Annotated in this window: 15 protein-coding genes; 7 read left to right on the forward strand and 8 right to left on the reverse strand. The window is 74.0% G+C overall.

Going from position 1 to position 20,851, the window contains the following annotated elements; translation table 11 throughout:
* Window positions 1-4: 4 nt before the first annotated feature.
* The 3 genes from AB0K67_RS01010 (at window position 5) to AB0K67_RS01020 (ending at window position 3,747) form a co-directional block, all read left to right on the forward strand.
* Window positions 5-928, forward strand: a complete 924-nt coding sequence (locus AB0K67_RS01010; protein ID WP_364050762.1) for a GntR family transcriptional regulator — start codon at window positions 5-7, stop codon at window positions 926-928.
* Window positions 929-1,023: 95 nt separating this feature from the next.
* The gene (locus AB0K67_RS01015) at window positions 1,024-2,553 is read left to right on the forward strand and encodes a phosphodiester glycosidase family protein (protein ID WP_364050765.1); all 1,530 of its coding nucleotides are present in this window, start codon (window positions 1,024-1,026) and stop codon (window positions 2,551-2,553) included.
* Between the two features lie 66 nt (window positions 2,554-2,619).
* Window positions 2,620-3,747: a winged helix DNA-binding domain-containing protein gene (locus tag AB0K67_RS01020; protein ID WP_364050768.1), complete on the forward strand. Its 1,128-nt coding sequence runs from the start codon at window positions 2,620-2,622 to the stop codon at window positions 3,745-3,747.
* 11 nt (window positions 3,748-3,758) lie between these two features.
* Here AB0K67_RS01020 and AB0K67_RS01025 read toward each other — a convergent pair whose 3' ends face one another.
* Genes AB0K67_RS01025 through AB0K67_RS01040 form a run of 4 tightly spaced genes read right to left on the reverse strand, consistent with a single transcriptional unit; the run spans window position 3,759 to window position 11,848 of the window.
* Window positions 3,759-4,997 (reverse strand): FAD-dependent monooxygenase, encoded by a 1,239-nt coding sequence (locus AB0K67_RS01025; protein ID WP_364057379.1) that lies wholly within the window; start codon window positions 4,995-4,997, stop codon window positions 3,759-3,761.
* Between the two features lie 28 nt (window positions 4,998-5,025).
* Window positions 5,026-7,638, reverse strand: a complete 2,613-nt coding sequence (locus AB0K67_RS01030) for an NACHT domain-containing protein (RefSeq protein WP_364050771.1) — start codon at window positions 7,636-7,638, stop codon at window positions 5,026-5,028.
* Window positions 7,635-8,327: a hypothetical protein gene (locus AB0K67_RS01035; protein WP_364050774.1), complete on the reverse strand. Its 693-nt coding sequence runs from the start codon at window positions 8,325-8,327 to the stop codon at window positions 7,635-7,637. The genes AB0K67_RS01030 and AB0K67_RS01035 overlap by 4 nt, the downstream gene beginning before the upstream one ends.
* On the reverse strand, window positions 8,318-11,848 hold the full coding sequence (locus AB0K67_RS01040; protein WP_364050777.1) for a WD40 repeat domain-containing protein: 3,531 nt from the start codon (window positions 11,846-11,848) through the stop codon (window positions 8,318-8,320). Before AB0K67_RS01040 ends, AB0K67_RS01035 begins: the two co-directional genes overlap by 10 nt.
* Before the next feature lie 201 nt (window positions 11,849-12,049).
* Between AB0K67_RS01040 and AB0K67_RS01045 the strand changes: the two genes are divergently transcribed.
* Window positions 12,050-13,363 (forward strand): NB-ARC domain-containing protein, encoded by a 1,314-nt coding sequence (locus AB0K67_RS01045; protein WP_364050780.1) that lies wholly within the window; start codon window positions 12,050-12,052, stop codon window positions 13,361-13,363.
* A gap of 50 nt (window positions 13,364-13,413) precedes the next feature.
* Here AB0K67_RS01045 and AB0K67_RS01050 read toward each other — a convergent pair whose 3' ends face one another.
* Both AB0K67_RS01050 and AB0K67_RS01055 read right to left on the reverse strand, forming a co-directional pair.
* Window positions 13,414-15,762: a glycosyl hydrolase family 65 protein gene (locus AB0K67_RS01050; RefSeq protein ID WP_364050783.1), complete on the reverse strand. Its 2,349-nt coding sequence runs from the start codon at window positions 15,760-15,762 to the stop codon at window positions 13,414-13,416.
* Window positions 15,759-16,511 carry a beta-phosphoglucomutase family hydrolase gene (locus AB0K67_RS01055; RefSeq protein WP_364050786.1) on the reverse strand — a complete coding sequence of 251 codons (753 nt, stop codon included), beginning with the start codon at window positions 16,509-16,511 and terminating at the stop codon, window positions 15,759-15,761. Before AB0K67_RS01055 ends, AB0K67_RS01050 begins: the two co-directional genes overlap by 4 nt.
* A gap of 429 nt (window positions 16,512-16,940) precedes the next feature.
* On the opposite strand from AB0K67_RS01055, the gene AB0K67_RS01060 reads away from it, so the two are divergent.
* Window positions 16,941-17,447, forward strand: a complete 507-nt coding sequence (locus tag AB0K67_RS01060) for an AAA family ATPase (protein ID WP_364050789.1) — start codon at window positions 16,941-16,943, stop codon at window positions 17,445-17,447.
* Here the strand turns inward: AB0K67_RS01060 and AB0K67_RS01065 are convergent.
* On the reverse strand, window positions 17,444-17,809 hold the full coding sequence (locus tag AB0K67_RS01065; RefSeq protein ID WP_364050792.1) for a MerR family transcriptional regulator: 366 nt from the start codon (window positions 17,807-17,809) through the stop codon (window positions 17,444-17,446). The two genes, AB0K67_RS01060 and AB0K67_RS01065, sit on opposite strands and share 4 nt — an antisense overlap.
* A gap of 93 nt (window positions 17,810-17,902) precedes the next feature.
* On the opposite strand from AB0K67_RS01065, the gene AB0K67_RS01070 reads away from it, so the two are divergent.
* Both AB0K67_RS01070 and AB0K67_RS01075 read left to right on the forward strand, forming a co-directional pair.
* Window positions 17,903-18,799, forward strand: a complete 897-nt coding sequence (locus AB0K67_RS01070) for an NAD(P)-binding domain-containing protein (protein WP_364050795.1) — start codon at window positions 17,903-17,905, stop codon at window positions 18,797-18,799.
* 238 nt (window positions 18,800-19,037) lie between these two features.
* The gene (locus AB0K67_RS01075) at window positions 19,038-20,351 is read left to right on the forward strand and encodes an MATE family efflux transporter (protein WP_364050798.1); all 1,314 of its coding nucleotides are present in this window, start codon (window positions 19,038-19,040) and stop codon (window positions 20,349-20,351) included.
* Window positions 20,352-20,408: 57 nt separating this feature from the next.
* Here AB0K67_RS01075 and AB0K67_RS01080 read toward each other — a convergent pair whose 3' ends face one another.
* On the reverse strand, window positions 20,409-20,795 hold the full coding sequence (locus AB0K67_RS01080; protein WP_364050801.1) for a hypothetical protein: 387 nt from the start codon (window positions 20,793-20,795) through the stop codon (window positions 20,409-20,411).
* Window positions 20,796-20,851: the final 56 nt, after the last annotated feature.

Genomic DNA, 20,851 nt, shown 5'->3' on the forward strand with positions numbered 1-20,851 from the left:
GGTCATGCGGAGAAGCCTCCCGCCCTATCAGCGGATCGTGCGGGAGATCGAGCGGCGCATCGACACGGGCGCGCTGCGGCCCGGCGACCGCGTCCCCTCCATCAGGCAGGCCGCCGCGCAGTGGGGCGTGGCCACCGCGACCGCCGCCAAGGCGCTCGACACGCTGCGCAGGCGCGGCCGGGTGGTGGCCGTCCCACGCGTCGGCACCGTCGTCGCGGAACCCGCGTCAGCCCCGAGGCCCCGGCCGCGCCGGGAGCGCCGCCCGGTCGCCTCCGGCCCGGACGACGAGCGGCGGCGGGTCGTGCGGGCCGCGATCGCGCTCGCGGACGAGCAGGGCTTCGAGGCGGTGTCCATGCGCGGCGTCGCGGCCAGGCTCGGCATGCCCACCATGTCCCTGTACGGCCTCGTGGACGGCAAGGAGGAACTGGCCGCGCTCATGGCCGACACCGCCTTCGGCGAACTGGACCTGCCCCAGGAGCCGCCGCCGAGCTGGCGGGCGCACCTGGAGCTCGCGGCGCGCCTGCAATGGGGCCTCTACCTGCGCCATCCCTGGCTGCCCCGGGTCATGTCGCTCACCCACCCGCAGCCCCTGCCCAACATGCTCAGGTTCGGCACCTGGGGCATGAACGCCATACTCGGGCTCGGCCTCGATCCCGAGACGGCCCGGATCGTGTGGTGGGCGGTGGCCAACCACGCCAGGGGGACCGCCACCAACCTGGAGGCGCAGCGCGACGCCGAGCAGCACACGGGCCTGTCGCCCGACCAGTGGTACACCGCCCACCTGCCGTCCCTGCACGCCGCGCTCTCGACGCCCGCGGCGCCCATCGACGACACCCTCGGATTCGACCTGACGGTGTTCTTCGAGGCCGGGCTGCGGTTGCTGCTGGACGGTGCCGCCGTGCTGATCGGACGGCGGCACCGCGCGTAGCGAGCACTTGGCGAAGCCCGCCGTTCACGTGATCTTCAGCGCCGGAAACAGGTATGAATCCCGCAACGTAACCCTTTTCCGGTGGAGTGACACGAATGAACGGCAAAGCCCTCCTCTCCCTCGTGGTGGCCGCGGCGCTCCTGGCGCCGACCGGCCCCGCGCAGGCATCTCCCGCTGAACCCGTCACGGTGGCTCCCGGCGTCACGCTGACGCAGCTCAGCCTCGGCGCGAAGGACTCGGACGACGTCTGGACCGTCCACGTGTACCTGCCGGCCACCATTGACGGCCCGCTCGACCGGGCCGCCACGGCGCTGGGCCCCAGGGAGATCGCCGACCGGGTCCACGCGGCCCTGGTCGAGAAGGGATTCGAACCCCGCATCGAGCAGGTCGTCATGCCCGCCTTCGCCGACCACCCCGGCGGCCCGCTGGGCTGGATCGTCCGCATCGGCCGGTACGCCACCGCCGACGAGGCCGCCGCCGAACTCGCCGAGGTCAAGGCGGCCGGTTTCGCCGGCGGCACCCGCTACACGGCGCAGGACGGCACCGACACCGGGGCGCCGCAGAAGGTCCACGTGCTCCGCGTGGACTTCCGCGACTTCCACGGCACGGTCGAGACCGGCTTCGGGCCCACGCTGAACGGGATGGAGACCCTCACCGACCTGGTCTCCTCGACCGGCGCGGTGGCGGGCATCAACGCCCAGTGGTTCCTCAACGGCTCACCCACCGGCCTGTACGTCAAGAACGGCAAGCTCATCGGCTCGGCCACCCAGGGCCGCGGCGGCATCAAGCTCACCAAGGGCGGGCGGCACGTGGAGGTCGACTCCTACACCGCCCACGTGACGCTCCGCGCCGGCCGCGCCACGGCCGAGATCGACGGCGTCAACCGGATGCCCGGCGAGGTCTGGAACTGCGGCGGCGTCGGCGGCGACCAGCCCACCGAGAAGCCGCAGCACGACTTCAAGTGCACCGACGACAGCGAGCTCGTCCGCTTCACCCCGGAGTGGGGGACGCCGCCGGCCGGTGAGGGCGCGGAGGCCGTACTGGACGCCCACGGCAAGGTCCTCGCGGTGAACGCGACGCGCGGCGCCGCCGTCCCGCCCGGCGGCTCCACCATCCAGGCCATCGGCGACAGCGCCGGCTGGCTGCTTGCGAACGTCAAGCCGGGCCGGCGGGTGACCGTCACCGAACGGGTCGAGGACGGCCGCGGCCACCAGGTACCGCTCACCAAGGACACCACGATCCTCCAGGTCGGCCCCACGCTCGTCCGCGACGGCCGGATCTCGGTCAACGCGGCCGCCGACGGCATCATCCGCGACGGCAGCGACCAGACGTTCACCTACAACTGGACCGTACGCGCCAACCCGCGCTCGATGATCGGCGTCGACCGCCAGGGCCGCCTGCTGCTCGTCGTCGTGGACGGCCGCCAGGACGGCTACAGCGAGGGCCTCGGCATCGCGCAGACGGCCGCGCTGATGAAGCGGCTGGGCGCGGTGCAGGCGCTCAACCTCGACGGGGGCGGATCCAGCGTCATGGCCACCGCCCGATCGGGCATCATCAACCGCCCGTCCGACGCCACCGGCCAGCGAGCCCTGGGCAACGTGTTCCTCATCCATAAGGGACGGTGATCGCGGCGGCCATCCGGGAGGGTGATCGGGGGCGTTTCTGTCGGTCCCGCTCGGAAGAATGGCCGCATGCTCTCCCCGCGTGCACTCAACCGCTCCACCCTCGCCCGCCAGTTCCTGCTGGGGCGGGAGGCCGTCGATGCCGGCGAGGCGGTTCGCCGGGTGGTGGGGTTGCAGGCACAGCATGCGGCCTCGCCGTACCTGGCCTTATGGAACCGCGTCGCCGGCTTCGACCCGGCCGATCTGGACGCGGCGTTCACCGAGCGCAAGATCGTCAAGGCCACGCTCATGCGGATCACGCTGCACGCCGTGCACGCCGACGATCACCCCTGCTTCCACGAGGCGATGCAGCCCACGCTGCGCGGCTCCCGGCTCGGTGACCGGCGCTTCACCGGCAGCGGCCTCACCGCGGCCGACGCCGACGCGCTGGTCGGCGACCTGCTGGCCTTCGCCGACCGGCCGCGTTCGACCGGCGAGCTTCGTGCGTGGATCGAGCAGCGGCTCGGCGTTCCGCCTCAGGGCGTGTGGTGGGCTTTGAAGAGCTTCGCGCCGCTGGTGCACGCGCCCACGGGCCCGCCGTGGTCGTTCGGCCTCCGCCCGGCCTACGTCGCCTCCGGCCTGCCGCCCACGCTCGGAGCGGACGCCGACCAGGCCCTGCAGACGCTCGTTCTGCGGTATCTAGCGGGGTACGGCCCCGCGTCGGCGCTCGACGTCGCCCAGTTCGCGCTGGTGACGAGGAAACGCGCCCGCGCCGCGCTGGACGCGGTCGCCGACCGGCTCGAGCGGCTGACCGGCCCGGGCGGCTCGGAGCTGTTCGACCTGCCCGGCGCGCCCCGCCCGGCCGAAGACACGCCCGCGCCTGCGCGGCTGCTGCCGATGTGGGACAACGTCCTGCTCGCCTACGCCGACCGCAGCCGGGTCGTCCCGCCCGAATACCGCGGGTTCGTCACCCGGCGCAACGGCGACGTCCTGCCGGCACTGCTGGTGGACGGCTACGTCGCCGGAGTCTGGCGACCGGTCGGCGGCGGGATCGAGGCCACCGCCTTCCACCGGCTGCCCGACGAGGCGTGGGCCGAGCTGGCCGCCGAGGCGGAGGCGCTGACGGCGCTCCTGGCCGGCCGCGACCCGGCCGTCTACCGCCGCTACGACCACTGGTGGTCGGACATGCCGGGCGCGCAGGTCCGGATGCTCCCGTAGAGGGGCGGCCATCAGCGGTGTCCGTGAGGGGCGGGCGTTTCGGGCGCGGTGGCGGCGGCGTTCGCCGGAAGCGGGTAGTCGTCCACGGCGATCGAGTCGTGCAGGCGGGCCGTTTTGCTGGCGAGGCGGGTCAGGGCGCGGCTGGGACCCGCAGGCAGGGCGGAGATCAAGCGGGCGCCCCGGGCCAGGCCCCACACCCCGAGGCGCGAGGCCGGGACGAGCGTGCGCGCGGCGCCCAGCGCGACGTCGCGGCTGCGGCGCACGTACTCGGCCATCGCGCGCTCGTACGCGGGAAAGGCGCGCTCGTGGTCACCGCCCGCCCTGGCGAGCTCCCCCGCGAGCACGTACGCGCCGACGACGGCCAGGCTGGTGCTGCCGCCGACGGCCGGGCCGGGGCAGTAGCCGGCGTCGCCGACGAGCGTCACCCGTCCGCGCGACCAGGTGTCCATGCGGAGCTGCGTGATCGAGTCGAAGTAGAACGCGGGAGCGCCGCCGAGCCCGGCCAGCCAGCCGTCCACCTCGGGGTGCATGCCCTGGAACGCCTTGCGCAGCAGCTCCTTCTGCCGGGGCACGTCACGGTGGTCGTAGTCGAGCCGCCCGCTGCGGAACAGGAACAGCACCCGGGCCTCGTCGAGGTGCCGCGCGCCGTACACGCCGGCGGTCCTGCCCACGCCGACGTGGATGCGCAGCTCGCCGTCGAGGTCGCGGCGGCCGGGCAGGGACAGCACCGCGAAGTACGCGCCGGCGAAAGCGCTCAAGGAGGACGTGTCGCCGAAGATGAGGCGGCGCACGCCGGAATGCAGCCCGTCCGCGCCCACGACGAGGCCGAAGCGGCGCGGCCCGCCGCGCTCGAAGCGCACCTCGCCGTCCGGCGAGATCGCGGTGATCGCGTCGCCGAAGACGTACTCGACGCCGTCGCGCGTCGCCTCGTGGTAGATCGCGGTCAGGTCGTCGCGCATGATCTCGACGTGCCGCGCGGACGTGGCGCGGAAGATCTTGCCGAGGTCGGCCCGTACGGCGCGCCGTGAGCCCTCGGGGTGGACGCTCATCCGGCTCGTGCCGGTGGCCCGCTCCGCAATGTGCGGCAGTACGCCCATCTTCTCCGAGATGTCCACCGCGGGCCGGAAGAGATCGACGGCGTGGCCGCCGGTCCTGCGCAGCTTCGGGGCGCGCTCGACGACGGTCACCGCGAAGCCGTTCCTGACCAGCCAGTACGCCGGCACCGGCCCGGCCACTCCGGCTCCGGAGATTACGGGCCGAGGCCGGCGGTCTTCGCGGTCAAGAGCCGCTGTCGGCGGAGGTCAGGAAGTCCTGGAGCTCGCGGTGCCGGAACTGGTACGTGGCGCCGCTGACGCGCAGCAGCCGCGCCTCGCACGCCCAGTCGAGGAAGCTCCACAAGCGCAGCGGCAGCAGCCCGCGCGCCGCCGCGACGATGAGGCCGATCACGGTACGGGTCCAGGCGAGCGCGCCGAAGCTGAGCCCGAAGGCGACGCCGCCGACGACCGCGCACGCCAGCGACACGGCGAGGCTCTGGCTCATCACGAACACCAGGAAGGCCGCGACCCCGCCGGTGAGCCCGAAGGCCATCCCGATGGTGGGGTTGCGGTGCAGCGCCTCGCGCGGGTGCGCCAGCTCGGCGTCCATGCTCCACCCACCCGTAGTGATCGTGAAGACGACTCCGAGCGCGAACGCCAGCACGAACGCCCCGGCCACGCCCACGACCAGCGCCGCGGGTCCGGCGTGGGCAAGCCGGAGCGGGGCCAGTCCGGTGAGCGCGCCGCACAGCCCGAAGCCCATCAGCGTGACCGGCTCGGCACGGATCGCCTCGGCGACCGTCATGCGCCCGGCGCCCACCCGCCCGGCGGCGGTCAGCCCGATGACCGACCCCAGCGCCAGCCCGCCCGTGCCGCCCGCGACGACCGCGAAGAGCGGGCCGAAGACGTCGCCGCCGGTCAGCAGCAGCCCGGCCAGCCCGCCCAGCACACCGACCGGCAGCCCCGCCAGCCCGCCGAGCACCGCCCCCGTCACCCGCCTGCGGCGCGGCACGTTGGCCCGGCCGCCCGCGGCCGACGGCCACGGCGACAGCGACAGGCCGCTCACGATCACCACCCAGGACGCCATGATCGCCAGCGTCAAAGCCTGCTCTCCGCCCCCGGCCGCGCCAAGATCCGGCGCGCCGAGCGCCGAACCCGTCCAGAACGCGACCATCGCCACGATCGCGAGCGCCACCGCGCACAGGCCGTGCAACGCCCGTACCAGGAACCGCCCGCCGATCGGCCACAGCAGGTGGGGCACGATGTCGATGGCCGTCAGCCCGGGCGGCGGCCGGTCCGACCTCGCGCTGACGGCGGCCTGCCAGCGCAGGTGGGCAGCCAGCCGTTCAAGCCAGGCCCGCACCTGATCCGGCCGGTACGCGGCGCCGTGCGCGTCCCGGGGCGTCAGCCGGGTCGCCGCCGGGACGTACGCGTCGAGCAGCCGCCCGGCGATCGCGTCCGCCCCCTTGCGGTGGTCGGCGTGCGGATCGACGCGCAGCAGCTCGTCCGGGTCGGCGCCGGACTCCACGGCGGTGACGGTCAGCAGCAACCGCCACGGCGTGGCCAGCGCCAGGTGAACGGCTCGGCCGGCGGGTCCGGTGAGCGCCGCCTGAACGGCGTCGCGGTCGCCCGCGCAGGGGTGGCCGTCCGGCCAGCGGGCCTTCAGGTAGGCGGCGATCTGCTCCACGGTCAGGTCGTGGAGCCGGATCAAGGTGGCGTCGTCGAGCCAGACACCGGCCGCGCGCAGCTCGGCGTGGCGGTCGGCGCGGCAGGTGACGACCACCGCTCCGGCGCGGCGGCCGGACAGGTCGCTGTAGCGGTTGAGCTCGGCGAGCAGGCTCATCGCCCGGCGCGGGGGCCCGGCGGGCGGGCCGGGGTCCAGCTCGTCCAGGCCGTCCACCACCGGCAGCACCTTGCGGTCGTGTACGAGCCGGTGCGCGTCGTCGCCCGCCAGGCCGAAGTCTTGGACGAGCTGCTCGGCCAGCCAGCTCTCGAACGGCCTGCCCAGGGTCCAGCGGGCGGCGTTCAGGCGTACCGGGACCATGCGCGGGGGCTGACCGGTGGCCAGGGGGGACTCCAGGAGCTGCAGCACCAGCTCGATGGCGAGGACCGTCTTGCCCGCGCCCGATTCGCCCACCACCAGCAGCCGATGGGGATGGAGATCGGTGAAGAACCGGCCGATCGTGTGCAGGTCGTCAGGGCCGGGAGCGGCGGCCTCGGTGTGGCCGGGGCTGAACGAGACCGGTGCGATGTCATAGCCGCCGAGCAACCCCTTGCGGGCCCGGTCCTCCTCGCGCAGCACCCGCCGTACCAGCAGCTCGACCGCCGCATCCCGCCCCTGCACCGCCCCCGCCCATGGCGCGGCGGGCACGGCCGGCGGGGGAGGGACGGCCACACCGCCCCCGGACCGTCCCGCAGCAGCCGGACACGCCTCGCCCGGAGCCGCTGGGTCCGCGGCGGACGGAGACGGCGCCGCGGCATCGGTACCGGCCGCAGGCGGTGAGTGCGGGGGAGCGGCACCTTGGATGAGGGCGGCGCGGGCGAGGCGCCACCGTTCCAGCTCCTCGGCGATCAGCTCCTCGGGATGATCGCAGGACCGCAGGCAGGCCGTGACGAACGCCCGTACGAACTCCCACCGCGGCAACCGATCCCGCTGCCGCAGCACGTGCGAGGTGGTGCTCTTGGGCAGCGCGTCCACCAGGGCGCCGTCGGCGGCGGGGATACGGCCGCCGAGCGCGCGCAGCCGGCTCAACGAGGGCTCACCCGCCCACTGCCGGAGAAGTACCAGCGCGGCGACGAACTCGGCCGCGGAGCCGGCCTGGGACGGGTCGGGCGGAAGTGGACGGTCCGCGCTCACCGTTCCTCCGTCCTGACCAGCGCCCACGTGAACGCCGCCCGCCCGCGTCGCGGCCACCGCCCGGGGACGCACACCCCCTCCAGCGTCTGGACGTGCCGCGACTCCATGAGGAAGTTGCGCGCCTCGTCGGCCTCCACCAGCTCCCGGCCCACCGCGATGGGCACGAACCCGTGCCGGGGAATGTAGACCCAGCGTCCACGATCCCAGTCGTAGGGGTCGAACCAGCGGTGCCGCACCGTCCCCGACATCCGCACCTGCGGCCCTTCCCTGGTCAGCACGAACGACCCCTGCGACCGCAGCAGGCTCATCCTGCTGACGTAGAACAGCTCGGTGCCGATGAAGGCGTTGATGCGGGCGTCCCAGTAGTCGTGCAGCCAGTCGGAGGCGTGGTCGTCCAGGGTCGCGGCCCGGCGCAGGAGCTGGCGTTCGAAGCGGCGCTGGTTCCTGCGCTCGGCCTTCTTGATCACCTTGAACGAGCGCAGCCAGCGCAGCGACATCGTCCTCGACTCGCCCGCGCCGTCCATGAAGTGCTGCAGGAAGTCGGAGGCGATGGGATGGAAGTCCCGTCCGCCCTCGATGATCGAGCGGAACAGCTCCACCAGTTCGGGCACCGGCTTGCCCGTCCGCCGCCGCAGCCCTCGCAGGAACATCCCGGCCCTTCCCCTGGTGAGATCGAGCGTCACGTACACGTCGGGCGGAACTCCTCCTCCGGGAGGAGGGTCTCCCATTCGGCGCGGGTGAGTGCCCGGCCCGCGTTGGCGCAGGCGGCGGCCACGAGGTCGGCGGGCATCCCGGTGTGCCACAGCCGCGCGGTGCCGTCGGTGGCGACCGAGGCCACCTTCGCGCCGTCGGCGGCGTAATCGAGCGCGATCACGCCGCCCGTGTGGCCGGTCATCGGGTGGCCGATGGGCCGGTACGTGCGCAGATCCCACAGCAGCACGTCACCGTTCCGCAGGCCGGTGGCCAGCACCTCGCCGTCGCGGCTGAACGCGAGCGCGTTGGGCGCGGCGTCCTCGGGGATCAATGCGACGCCTTTGACGCGGCGGTGCCGCACGTCCCACAGCCGCACGGCGTCGTCGGAGGCCGTGAACGCGAGCGTCCCGCCGTCGGGGCTGATGGCCAGGCCGTTGACCAGCCCTCCGGCCGCGGCGGGCGGGCTGCCTTCGATGGGGCGGCGGGTGGCGACGTCGAAGAGCCGTACCCGCGAGTCGAGGCCCGCGCTCGCCAGCGTCCTGCCGTCGGGGCTGATGGCCATGCCGGTGATGACGTCGGTGTGACCGGGTACGCGGATGCGCGGCCCGATCTCGCGGCGGCTCGCGACGTCCCAGAGCGCGATGGCCTGCTCGTGCTGGACGGCGGCGAACCTGCCGTCGGGGCTCAGCTCGGCCACCCCGCCGAACGCGGGGTCATGGGCGAGCACGCGGCGGCCGGCGACGTCCCAGACGCGCAGGCCGTCCGTGGCGGAGGTGAGGAGCGTGCGCCCGTCCGGCGTGAACGCGATCTTGTTGACGGTGCCCTCGGCGCCGGGCGCGAGCAGCGGGGGGCCGATGGGGCGCTGGGTGGCGGCGTCGTGCAGCCGTACAGCGGGGTCGTCGCCGGGGCCGCCGGTGGCCAGGATGCGGCCGTCGGGGCTGAGCGCGACCGCGCCGCCCGCGGGCGTCGGCGTGCCGATCTGCAGGTGGACCTGCGGGTCGGCGAGGCGTACCAGGCCGTCGTCGCCGGCCGCGGCGAGCAGCCTGCCGTCCGCGCTGAACGCCACCCGCCGTACGCTCATCGCGTTGTCCTGCAGCGCGGTCAGCTGCCGGCGGCCGGCCGTGTCCCACAGGACGGTACGGCCCGAGGCGCCGCCGGTGGCGATGCGGGTGCCGTCGGGGCTGAAGGCGATCGAAGAGAAGCCGGCCGTGCGGTCCTTCAGCACACCCGTGCGGCGGCCGGAGGTCACGTCCCAGAGCATCGCGCCGTCGCCACCCGCCGTGGCGAGCGTCTTGCCGTCCGGGCTGAACGCGATGTCGTCGAGGGGATGCCGTTGCGTGGCGAACGGCTCGCCCAGCGGGCGCCCGGTGGCGGGGTCCCACAGCCGTACGGACCGGCCCCGCGCGACGGCCAGGGTCTTGCCGTCCCGGGCGAACGCCACCCGGCGCACGGTGTTCCGCAGCTCCGGCCCGTGATCGGGGTGTCCCATGGCGGGGCCGCGCGGACGGTGGGTGGCGGCGTCCCATTGGCGTACGACCCCGGTGAAGTCGCCGGTCACGACCGCGGTGCCGTCGGGGCTGTAGGCGAGCGCCGAGACGACCCTTTCGTGCTTCAGCTCGGGGCCCAGCTCGCGGCGGGTGGCCGCGTCGTAGAAGCGGACGGTGCCCTGGCACGCGGTGGCCAGCGTGCGGCCGTCGGGGCTGAGCGCCACCTGGACGCCCGAGCACTCGTACGTCGCGCGGGTGATCGGCGCGCCGAGCTGCCTGCGGGTGGCGGTGTCCCACAGCCGCGCGGTGCCGTCCTCGCCGCCGGTCGCCACGGTGGAGCCGTCGGCGCTGAACGCCAGGGACCTCACGCCTCTGGTGTGCCCGGCGAGCCGGCCCCGCCCCGTGCCGGTGGCCGCCGACAGCAGGCGGTTGCGCGCCTCGTCGGTGGGTGCGATGGTCCAGGCGGCCACGGCGAGCATCGACGACAGCGCGGCATCGCCGGTGACCTCGCTCTGGGCGGCGAGCTGGCGGGAGATCGCCACCCTGCGCTGCCTGCCGGCCTCGCCGGCGGCGTTCACGGCGGTGGCGGCGGCGATGAGGGCGAGCACCGACAGCGTCGCCAGGCCGGTGACGGCGAGCCTGCGGCGGCGGCTCGCCCGCCGCTCTTGCCTGGTGGAGGCGGCGATGAAGCTCTCCACGACGGGCCCTGGAGGCGGGAAGCCGTCGGGGTCGCGCTCCCAGCGGGGCCGGCTGTCCTGCACGGCGAGCAGCCGCGCGCCGCGATAGAGGAACGCGGGATCGCGGTGGTTGCCGGCCCATTGGGCGGCCGCCTCCAGAAGCCGGTCGTAGACGGCCTGGGCGGCGAGGTCGGGTTCGAGCCACTGCCGCAGGGCGGGCCAGGCGGTCAGCAGCGCGTCGTGGGAGATCTCGGCGGTGTCCTCGTGCAGGGTGAGCAGCCGCCGGTCGGCGAACGCCGACAGCAGCGCCTCGACCTGCGCGCGCCGCTGCGGGGTGCGGGCGGAGGCGGCGGCGTGGATGTCGGCCAGCCGCGCACTGCGCCGGGCCACCTGACCGCCCGCGGTGATCAGGGTCAGGCGGCGGAAGATGCGCAGCGCGGCCTTGCGGTCCTCCGGGGGCAGCCGGGCGAGCACCTCGTCGGCCGTGCGACGTACGGAGTCGCGGACCCGGCCGGACTCTTCGTAGCCGCGCAGGGTGAGCGTGCCGTTCGTGCGCCGTTCCCAGGTGTTGCGCAGCGCCTGCGAGAGCAGGGGCAGCGCGCCCGCGACGGGATGCTCGCCGGTGCCGGCGCGCAGCTCGGCGAGCATGGTCTCCACCAGCCCCGGCTCGATGCGCAGTCCTGCGGCCGCGGCCGGGCCGGTGATGGCCAGGCGCAGGTCCGCCTCCGCCATCGGCTCCACGATGACCTGGCCGTCCTGGATGGCCTCGGCGAAGCGCGGGTAGGCGGCGCAGCGATCCCAGTGGTCGGCGCGTACGCCGATGACCACGCCCGCGCCCTGCGGGCCCTGCGTGAGCGCGTGCAGGGTGGCGACGTACGCCTGCCGCTCGCGCTCGTCGGTCACCAGCGTGAACAGCTCCTCGAACTGGTCGGCTACCAGCAGCAGGCGCCCTGCCACCTCCGGCAGCAGGCCGCGCGGGCCGGCGCGCAGGCGCCCGGCCAGCGCCTCTGCGTCACCGCCGAACTCCTTGGCCCACGCCTCGGCGAGCGCGCGGAACGGCGTCGCGGTGGGCGTGGTGAGCAGGCACCGCCACTCCCGCTGCCCGGCGTGCGGCAGCTCGCCCTTGGCCACCGCGGGAAGCAGACCGGCACGTAACAGCGACGACTTTCCGACGCCCGAAGCGCCGGAGACGAGCAGGATCGCGCCGCGGCCGTCCACGCGGCGTCCGAGACGGTGGAGAAGATCGTGTACGGCGCGCGTGCGGCCGTAGAACAGCTCGGCGCTGCCCGCCTCGAACGGGGCGAGTCCCTGGTAGGGGCAGATCTCGCTGGGATGACCGCCCCGCTCGCTCATGGCGGTCATTCTGACAAAGGGGGCCACCGGCATCAAACGAGTTGCGTCCTAGTGCTTCCAATATCGTCCGATGTCGTCCCATCCATGGTCTGAACGGCGCGAACGCGGTTCTGATGGACGTGCTGCCAGTTGATCGAGAGGCCCGGCGGCTGCGCCGGAGCCCTCCATGGGGGATCGCGGGAGACGAACTTGCATTCGGGTTTGCCTTCGGGACGCTGCGCTCTGCCCGACGCCGCGCGGGGAACCGGCGCCGCGCACGCGGTGGGCACGCTGCTACGGGGATGGCGCAAGCGGGCGCTGCTGACGCAGGAGCAGCTCGCCGAGAAGGCGGGGCTCAACGTCAGGACCGTACGAAGGCTGGAGAACGGCGGGCTGTGGCAGCCGCGCAGCAGGTCCGTCCTGCTGCTCGCGCAGGCACTTGAGCTGGGCGGCGAGGAACGCGAGCAGCTCGCCGCCGCCGCGCGCGGCCTGCCGGTCGCCGGGACCGGCGAGGTGGCCGCGCGCCCGATCGTGCCCCGGCAACTGCCCGCGGGGCTCGCGGCACTGGCCGGTCGCGAGCGCGAGCTGGCCGTCGTCGAGGACGCGCACCGCGCGCGGACGGCGCTGGTCGTCGCCATCGACGGCATGGCGGGGACCGGCAAGACGGCGCTCGCCGTGCACGCCGCGCACCGGCTCGCACCCGGCTTTCCCGACGGCCAGCTCTACGTGGACCTGCACGGTCATGGCGCGGCCCCGGTCGAGCCGGGCGAGGCCCTGGCCCGCATGGTGCGCGCGCTCGGCGTGCCCGCCGAGGAGATTCCCGACCACGACGAGGACCGCGCCGCGCTCTACCGCAGCGTGCTGTCCGAGCGCAGGGTGCTGATCGTGCTGGACGACGCCGCAGGAGCGGAGCAGGTCAAGCCGCTGCTGCCCGCCGGTCCCGGCTGCCGGGTGATCGTCACCGGCCGGGGGCGGCTGAGCGGGCTCGGGGACACGCGCGCCGTGTCGCTGGACGTGCTGCCCGCCCCGGCGGCGGTCGCGCTGTTCGCCGAGGTTGCCGGGCATGAACGGGCGGCGGGCGCGTCCCCCGGCGAGCTGGAGGAGGTCGCGGCCAGGTGCGGGTGGCTGCCGCTGGCCGTGCGCATCGCCGCCGAGCGGCTGCGGGCGCGGCCTACATGGAGCGTGCGCGACCTGCTCAAGCGGCTCGCCGGTGATCGGCTGGCCGAGCTGGCGGCGGGAGGGCACGACGTGGCCGCCGCCCTGGACCGCTCCTACGACCGGCTCCCCGCCGAGCTGCGGCGGGCGTACCGGCTGCTGGGGGCGCGCGCCGGCGACGGCGCCGACGACGGCGCCGACGACAGTGCAAACCTCGACTCGCGCACGGCCGCCGCGCTGCTGGGGACGAGCGCGCCGCACGCGGAGCGGCTGCTCGAACGGCTGCTGGACGCGCACCTGCTGCGGGAGTCCGCGCCCGGCCGCTACCGCTTCCACGACCTGGTACGGGACCACGCCTCGCGTTCGAGCCGGGTGGCCTAGCGCTCAGAGAAGGCGGCGGGGGCGGGGCTCGCGGCCGGGCGGCGTGGCGCTCAGGAGCGGGGGCGGGGCTCGCGGCCGGGCGGCTGGCGTACCTCCTGATCCGGCTCATGGCGCGGCGGGTTGGGCCGGGTGACCTCCTCGGCGCCCAGCTCGACCTCCTCGCCGTGGTGCAGCAGCGTGAGCGGCGGGCCTTCCAGCAGCCGGTACGTCGTCGCCTCCCGCGTCGCGCTGACCGACAGCCGGCTGCCGCGATAGCGCAGCCGGAAGCCGAGCCGGGTGATCCGGGAGGGCAGGCACGGCGAGAAGCGCAGCCGCCCGCCGCCCGCGCGCATCCCGCCGAACCCCGACACCAGCGCGATCCACGCCCCCGCGAGCGAGGCCATGTGCACGCCGTCCACCGTGTTCTTCTCCAGGTCGTCGAGGTCCATCAGGGCGGCCTCGCCGAGGTAGCGGTAGGCCAGCTCCAGATGGCCGACCTCGGCGGCGATGACCGCCTGCGTGCAGGCCGACAGGGACGAGTCGCGCACGGTCAGCGCCTCGTAGTAGGCGAAGTTCCTGGCCTTCTGCTCGGGCGTGAACGCGTCGGGGCGCAGGTGCATGGCGAGCACGACGTCCGCCTGCTTGACCACCTGCCGGCGGTAGAGGTCGAAGTAGGGGAAGTGCAGCAGCAGCGGGTACTTGTCGGGTCCGGTCGCGTCGAAGTCCCACGGCGCGTGCCGGGTGAAGTCGTCGCTCTGCTGGTGCACGCCGAGCCGCTCGTCGTAGGGGACGGTCATCGCCTCCGCGCCCGCGCGCCAGCGGCGGATCTCCTCCTGGGTGACTCCGAGCTCGGCCGCCCGCTCCGGGTGACGCTCGGCCGCGGCGGCGGCCTCGCGGAGGTTCTGCTGGGTCAGCAGGTTCGTGTAGAGGTTGTTGTCGGCGACCGCGGTGTACTCGTCCGGACCGGTCACGCCGTCGATGCGATAGTGCCCGGTCGTGTCGTGGTGGCCGAGCGAGCACCACAGCCGGGCGGTCTCGACCAGCAGCGGCAGGCCGGTGTCCCGGTCGAACTCCTCGTCCTGACGGGCGTCCACGTACTGGGTGACCGCGTGCGCGATGTCGGCGTTGACGTGGAAGGCGGCGGTCCCGGCCGGCCAGTAGCCGGAGCACTCCTCGCCGTGGATGGTCCGCCAGGGGAAGGCGGCGCCGCGCAGTCCGAGCTGCCGTGCCCGCTCCCTGGCCAGGGGCAGCGTGGCGTACCGCCAGCACAGCGCGTCCGCGACGGCGCGGGGATAGGTGTAGGTGAGCACCGGCATGACGAAGATCTCGGTGTCCCAGAACGTGTGGCCGTCGTACCCGGAGCCGGTCAGGCCCTTGGCCGGGATCGGCCGCTTCTCCAGCCGCGCCGATGACTGCAGCAGGTGGAACATGCCGAACCGGACCGCCTGCTGCACCTCGTCGTCGCCCTCCACCTCCACGTCCGCGCCGTCCCAGAAGGCGTCGAGGAAACGCCGCTGGTCGGCGCAGAGCCCGTCCCAGCCGGTCAGCCGGGCCGCCGCCAAAGCCGCGGCCACCTGGTCGTGCAGGGCGGGCCGCGAGCGGCGGCGCGACCAGCCGTACGAGAAGAGCTTCACCACCCGCAGCGTCTGGCCGGGCGACAGGCGCGTGGCCACGGTCATCCGGCTGACGTCGTCGCCGCCCCGCCCCTCGGCCAGCGTCTCGTCCGGACCGTCGATCTCGTGCCACATGCCTGCCGCCAGGCGCAGGCCGCTGTCGCGGGTGCGGTGCACCATGATCGCCAGGCCGTCGTCGCTGGTGACGTTCTCCTCACCGATCAGCGGGGAGCGCAGCGGCGCGGCGGCTCGCGGGTCGCCGGAGGCCGGCGTGCCCATCTCGTTGGCGACCAGCTCCGACTGGACGACGACGCGGATCGGGCGGCCGACGGCCTGCACCTCGTACCGGATGGCGGCGACCGCGCGATGGGTGAACGACACCAGCCGCGTCGATCGGATGCGCACCGGCGTGCCGGTCGGTGAGCTCCAGTGCACGTTGCGGGTGAGCGTGCCCGCCCGCAGGTCGAGCACCCGCTCGTGCTCGTGGAGCGTGCCGTAGCGCAGGTCGAACGGCTCGTCCTCGACCAGCAGCCGGATCACCTTGCCGTTGGTGACGTTGACGACCGTCTGGCCGGACTCCGGGTAGCCGTAGCCGGCCTCCGCGTACGGCAGCGGGCGCAGCTCGTAGAACCCGTTGAGGTACGTGCCCGGCTCGGCGTGCGGCTCGCCCTCGTCGAGGTTGCCGCGCAGCCCGATGTGCCCGTTGGACAGGGCGAACACCGACTCGGTCTGGGCCAGCACGCCCAGGTCCAGCCGCCGCTCCCGCAGGGCCCACGGCTCGATCGTGAACGCCGGATGCCGGATCATCGCGCGTCCTCGTGCGTCAGCAGCTCTCGCAGGTCGCCTACGACGACGTCGGCGCCGTTGGCGCGCAGCGCGTCCGCTTGGCCGGCGCGGTCGACGCCGACCACGAACCCGAACCCTCCCGCGCGGCCCGCCGCCACCCCCGCCAGCGCGTCCTCGAACACCGCGGACTCGGCCGCCTTGAGCCCCAGCGCCTCGGCCGCCGCCACGTACATGTCGGGCGCCGGCTTGCCCGCCAGCCGCCGCTCTTTCGCCACGACGCCGTCGATCCTCGCCATGAACCTGTCGGCGATCCCGGCCGCCGCCAGCACCTGCGCGGTGTTGGCGCTCGACGACACCACCGCCGTGCGCAGCCCGGCCCGCCTGACCTCGTCCACGTACCGGACCGAGCCGGGGAAGACCTGCACGCCGTCCCGCTCGATGACGGCCTGGACGAGCTCGTTCTTGCGGTTGCTCAGCCCCTGCACGGTCATCGCGCCCGGCGGGTCGCCGGGCGTGCCCTCGGGCAGGTCGATGCCGCGCGACCGCAGGAAGCTCCGCGCCCCGTCCGCGCGTTTCTTGCCGTCCACGTAGCGGTCGTAGTCGGCGACCTTGTCGAACGGCACGAACGGCGTGCCCGTCTTGGCGGCCCACGCGCGGAGGAACTCGTCGAACATCGATTTCCACGCGGCGGCGTGGACGGTGGCCGTGCGCGTCAGCACGCCGTCCATGTCGAACAGGCAACCGCGAATTCCCTCAGGCAACCCCAGCATGCGCTCCTCCGGCCCCGGCATCTACCCGCCCGACCTGCGAATATCCCGCCCGAGGGCTGCTGAGGCCGGGAGGGTTTGCCGCATCGTTTTTCCGATGCCGGCCTACCAGCACGTGGTGGCCACGTCGCCCAACGCCTACGGCATCGGCCTCGGCGACGAGGCGTTGCGCTCTCGGGCGTCCTGCGCACGGGTGTACGGATGCGCGGTGACCTGGAAGGCACCGTCTGATGGCGCCGGCCGGGACCGACGCCCACGCCATCACCGTCCACCTCGACCGGCTCCTGGCCGAACCGGAGTGCGGCAGGCCGAGAGCGCGCCGGTCATCAGGGTCGGCAAGCGGGTGGCCGCCGTCCGGCCGTCAGTGACCTTTCCGGCCGGGGCGCGGTTGCGGGAGGATTTTCAGGGTGACGTTCAGGCCGGAGGTGCCCCATGGATGGCGAGCCCAGGATGATCCTGCTGTGCGGGTTGCCCGGCTCGGGCAAGACGACGCTGGCCAAGCGGCTGGCGCGCGAGATCCCCGCCGTGCGGCTGTCCCCGGACGAGTGGCTGGCGGACCTCGGCATCGACCTGTTCGACGAGCCCACGCGGGCCCGGCTGGAGCGGCGGTTCACCGTCCACACCCAGGATCTGCTGCGGCTCGGACAGAGTGTGGTGCTGGAGTCCGGGTTCTGGACGCGGGCCGAGCGCGACGAGATGCTGGCGGTCGGGCGCGCCCTCGGCGTTCGCACCGAGTTGCGTTACCTCACCGCGCCGTTCGAGGAGCTGTGGCGGCGCGTCGATGCCCGGAACCGGGAGCGAGTGCCGGGGACGGCGCCGATCAGCCGCGAGGCGATGGAGAGGTACGCCAAGATCTTCCAGGCTCCCGGCGATGACGAGCTCGCGCTCTTCGACGACCCACCCCGCGAGACGGCGCGTCGTGGTGATACGGCCTGCTAACGGCTCGCGAGTGCCTTTCCTGCGGTGATGATGCCGGTCAGCGCCGACCGTACGTCGTGCAGCTCGGCGATCTGCGTGTCGATGCGCTGTAGCTCGCGTTCGAACTCGGCGATGAGGTCCTCACAGCCGGGCGCCAGGAACTCGCCGTCGGCCACCATGCAGGGCAGGATCTCGCGGACCATGTCGCTGTTGAGCCCCGCCGCGAGCAGGATCCGGATGCGGCGCACGGTCTCGACGTGCTCTTCGGTGTAGACGCGGTAGCCGGCGGACGTACGTTCGGGGACCAGCAGCCCCTTCTCCTCGTAGTAGCGCAGCGCACGGGCGCTCACCCCCGTACGCCGGGCCAGAGCACTGATCCGCACCTGCCGCCGCCTCCCAGCTTGACCTTCACGCCAACGTGAACGTTTAGCGTAACGGCGAACTTCGGCGTCAACGAATGACGGGGGATCACCACCATGACTCAGCAGCTTTCGCATGCCCCGGTGTCCGTGCTCGGCATGGGGCCGATGGGACGGGCGATCGCCGGGGCGTTCCTCGCCGCCGGCCACCCGACCACGGTGTGGAACAGAACGGCGGGCAAGGCGGGCGAGCTCGTCGCCCGCGGCGCGGTACTCGCCGACGGCCCGCTGGCCGCGCTCGACGCCGCCGAACTGGCCATCGTCTGCGTCATCGACGCGAACGCCGTGGAGGCCATCCTCGACCAGGCGCGGGCCGAGTCCGGCGGGCCGCTGCCCGCGACCACGCTGGTGAACCTCACCTCGGACGGGCCAGGACGCGCGCGCGAGCTGGCCGCCAAGGCGAACGACCTGGGCGTACGCTATCTCGACGGCTCGATCATGACTCCCGCGGCGGCCATCGGCACGGAGGCGACGCGCGTCCTCTACAGCGGCCCCGCCGGCCTCTTCGAGCGCCACCGGCCCACGCTGGCGGCGCTGGGCGGCGCGGCCGTGCACCTCGGGGACGACCCCGGCAGGGCGGCGAGCTTCGACGTCGCTCTGCTGAACCTGTTCTGGACCTCGATCGCCGGGCTGATGCACTCGTTCGCGCTCGCGGCCCGGCAGAACGTGCCGGCCACCGCGCTCGCGCCGCACGCCCAGCAGATGGCGGGCCTGGTCGCCGAGCTGCTGCCCGGACTCGCCGCCGACATCGACGCGGGACGCTTCTCCGGGGCGGACTCGGCCTCCCTGACCTCGGTGGCCGCGAGCCTCGACCACATCGTCCACGTCCTGGAGGAGACCGGGATCTCCGCGACGCTCACCCGCACCGCCAAGGGCACCGTGGACGCCGCCATCTCGGCCGGACACGGCGGCGACGCCCCGGTCCGCCTCGCCGAGTTCCTGAGCAGGACCTGACGACCGGAGGAGCAGCGCGGTCGCCGGCTTGACCGTCGCGACCGCGAGCGACCCGGTCGGTGGGGGTGCGGCCGAACGGGGACGTCACCGGCTCATTGCGCGCCGGCCATCGACGCGGCCCGGCGCGCATGGACATTCCACGAGGAATCTCGTTATCGTCCGCGGGTCCGTCCCCGCCCGAGCCGCCGCGTCCCCGGAGGTCCGCATGGTCTCCTCGCCCGCCCACGAGAGACGGCAGGTGCGGCGAAGGATCTCCGGCCTCGCCGGTCCCCTGTTCGTGGCCGGGTCGCTGAACTTCGCCGCCCAGCTCGGCGTCATCGCCGTTCTCGGGCGCATGGGGGGAGAGGCGATCTACGTACGCTCCCTGTACCAGCCGGTCAGCCTCATCGTCCTCGCCCTGAGCGTGGGCTTCGCGGTCAGCAACCAGGTCGCCGCCGCGATCAGCAAAGGGGCCGGACGTCCCCAGGACGTCATGGCGAACGCGGCCGGCCTGGCCCGAGTGTGGCTCGGCCTCGGCGCGGCCCTGTGCCTCGTCCTCGCGGTCGCCGCGCCCGCCCTGCCCGGTCTGCTTGACGTGGACGCCGGGTTGCGGGACACGTTCGTCTCCTTCCTGCGCTGGACCAGCGCCGCGGGTCTGCTGATCGCCGGGGAGGAGCTGTGCGCGTCCAGCCTGCGCGGCTACGGGTACGTACGGCAGGCCACCGTCCTGGTCGCCTGCACGGCGGGCGTGCGGGTCGGCCTCGTGGCCGGGCTCGGGCTCGGCACCGGCATCGGGATCGCGGCGGTGCCCGTCGCCGAGGCGGCGGCCGCTGTGACCGGCCTGGCCATGGGCTGTGCGCTGCTGCGCCGCACCGAGCTGTGGCATCCGGCGGCCGTACGCGTCTGGCGGCGCGAGGTGCTCGCCGACCTGCGCCGGATCGGCGTGCCCATCGCGCTGTCCTTCCTCGTGATCTCCGCGTACAACCTCGCGGCCATCGGCGTACTCGGAGACTACGGGGAGAACGCCGTTGCCGGGTTCACGGTCGTCGCGACCATCCAGAACGTCGTGCTGCTGCCGGGCATGGCCCTGGGCACGGCCACGGCGATCATCATCAACCAGCAGCGCGGCGCGGGCGAACGGCGGCGGCTGGGTACCTCGATGCGCGGCGGCATCGAGGCCACCGTCGTGACGTACGTGGCGATCGCGGCCCTGGTGTGGTCGCTGCACGACCCGCTGGCCCGGCTGATCGGCGGTGACGCGGGGGTGGCCGTGGAGGCGGGCGCCTACCTGGGGGCCGTGGCGCTCACGTACGCCGTCCAAGGGCCCGTGCTCGCCGCGCTGACCATCATGGAGGAGACCGGCGGCGGCTTCCTGGCCATCGCGCTCAACGCGATCTACTTCGGCCTGATCGTCGCGACCGGCGCGGCGGCGGCACGCGCCACGGGCAGCGCGGACGGCTTCTACGCCGCGGTGGCGTGGTGCAACCTGATCGGCGTGACGGTGCCGCTCGTGGCCGTACGCCACGTACGGCGGCTGGCGGTGTACGGCGTGAACCGCGCTGGTTCACCATGACCACGACAGCGGAGCGGAGCGCCGGCGCGGCGCAGCGCATCTCAGCGTGCGGCGCGTTCACCTGGAGCTCGGCGGCTGAGCGGGGCCGAGGACGGCGGGGGTGACCAGGGCGCGGGCGGCGGCGGCGAAGTAGTCGGCGGAGGCGTTCTCGGCGAGGCCGAGGATGACGCCCTGGCTCAGGCCGACCAGCAGCGCGCGCAGGGCGGTGGCCAGCCGGTGCGCCTGGGCCGGGGTGAGGGCGTGCCCGTCGTGGGACCTGCCGGACAGCAGCGCGGTCAGGCGTTCCTCGTGCGCCCGTACGGAGGCGGCGAGCTTGGACCGTAGCCCGGGGTCGCGCAGCGCCAGGTCCTGGAGGCTGATCTCGAACGACAGCCGGCGCAGCGCGTCGGGGTCGTCGCACGTGCGGCGGTAGTGGCGGGCGAAGACCTCCACCGTCTCGGCCACGCCCATCTCGGGGGAGACCGCCTGCTCGATGCCGTCGTAGTGCGGGGCGAGGTAGC

This window comes from Nonomuraea sp. NPDC052634 (genome assembly GCF_040678535.1).
In the GTDB taxonomy this organism is placed as follows: domain Bacteria; phylum Actinomycetota; class Actinomycetes; order Streptosporangiales; family Streptosporangiaceae; genus Nonomuraea; species Nonomuraea fastidiosa.

Coding starts and splice junctions, on each gene's coding strand:
- AB0K67_RS01020 (WP_364050768.1), top strand. CDS start 2,620: ATGCTCTCCCCGCGTGCACTCAACCGCTCCACCCTCGCCCGCCAGTTC.
- AB0K67_RS01015 (WP_364050765.1), top strand. CDS start 1,024: ATGAACGGCAAAGCCCTCCTCTCCCTCGTGGTGGCCGCGGCGCTCCTG.
- AB0K67_RS01040 (WP_364050777.1), bottom strand. CDS start 11,848: ATGAGCGAGCGGGGCGGTCATCCCAGCGAGATCTGCCCCTACCAGGGA.
- AB0K67_RS01055 (WP_364050786.1), bottom strand. CDS start 16,511: ATGCTGGGGTTGCCTGAGGGAATTCGCGGTTGCCTGTTCGACATGGAC.
- AB0K67_RS01060 (WP_364050789.1), top strand. CDS start 16,941: ATGGATGGCGAGCCCAGGATGATCCTGCTGTGCGGGTTGCCCGGCTCG.
- AB0K67_RS01070 (WP_364050795.1), top strand. CDS start 17,903: ATGACTCAGCAGCTTTCGCATGCCCCGGTGTCCGTGCTCGGCATGGGG.
- AB0K67_RS01050 (WP_364050783.1), bottom strand. CDS start 15,762: ATGATCCGGCATCCGGCGTTCACGATCGAGCCGTGGGCCCTGCGGGAG.
- AB0K67_RS01010 (WP_364050762.1), top strand. CDS start 5: ATGCGGAGAAGCCTCCCGCCCTATCAGCGGATCGTGCGGGAGATCGAG.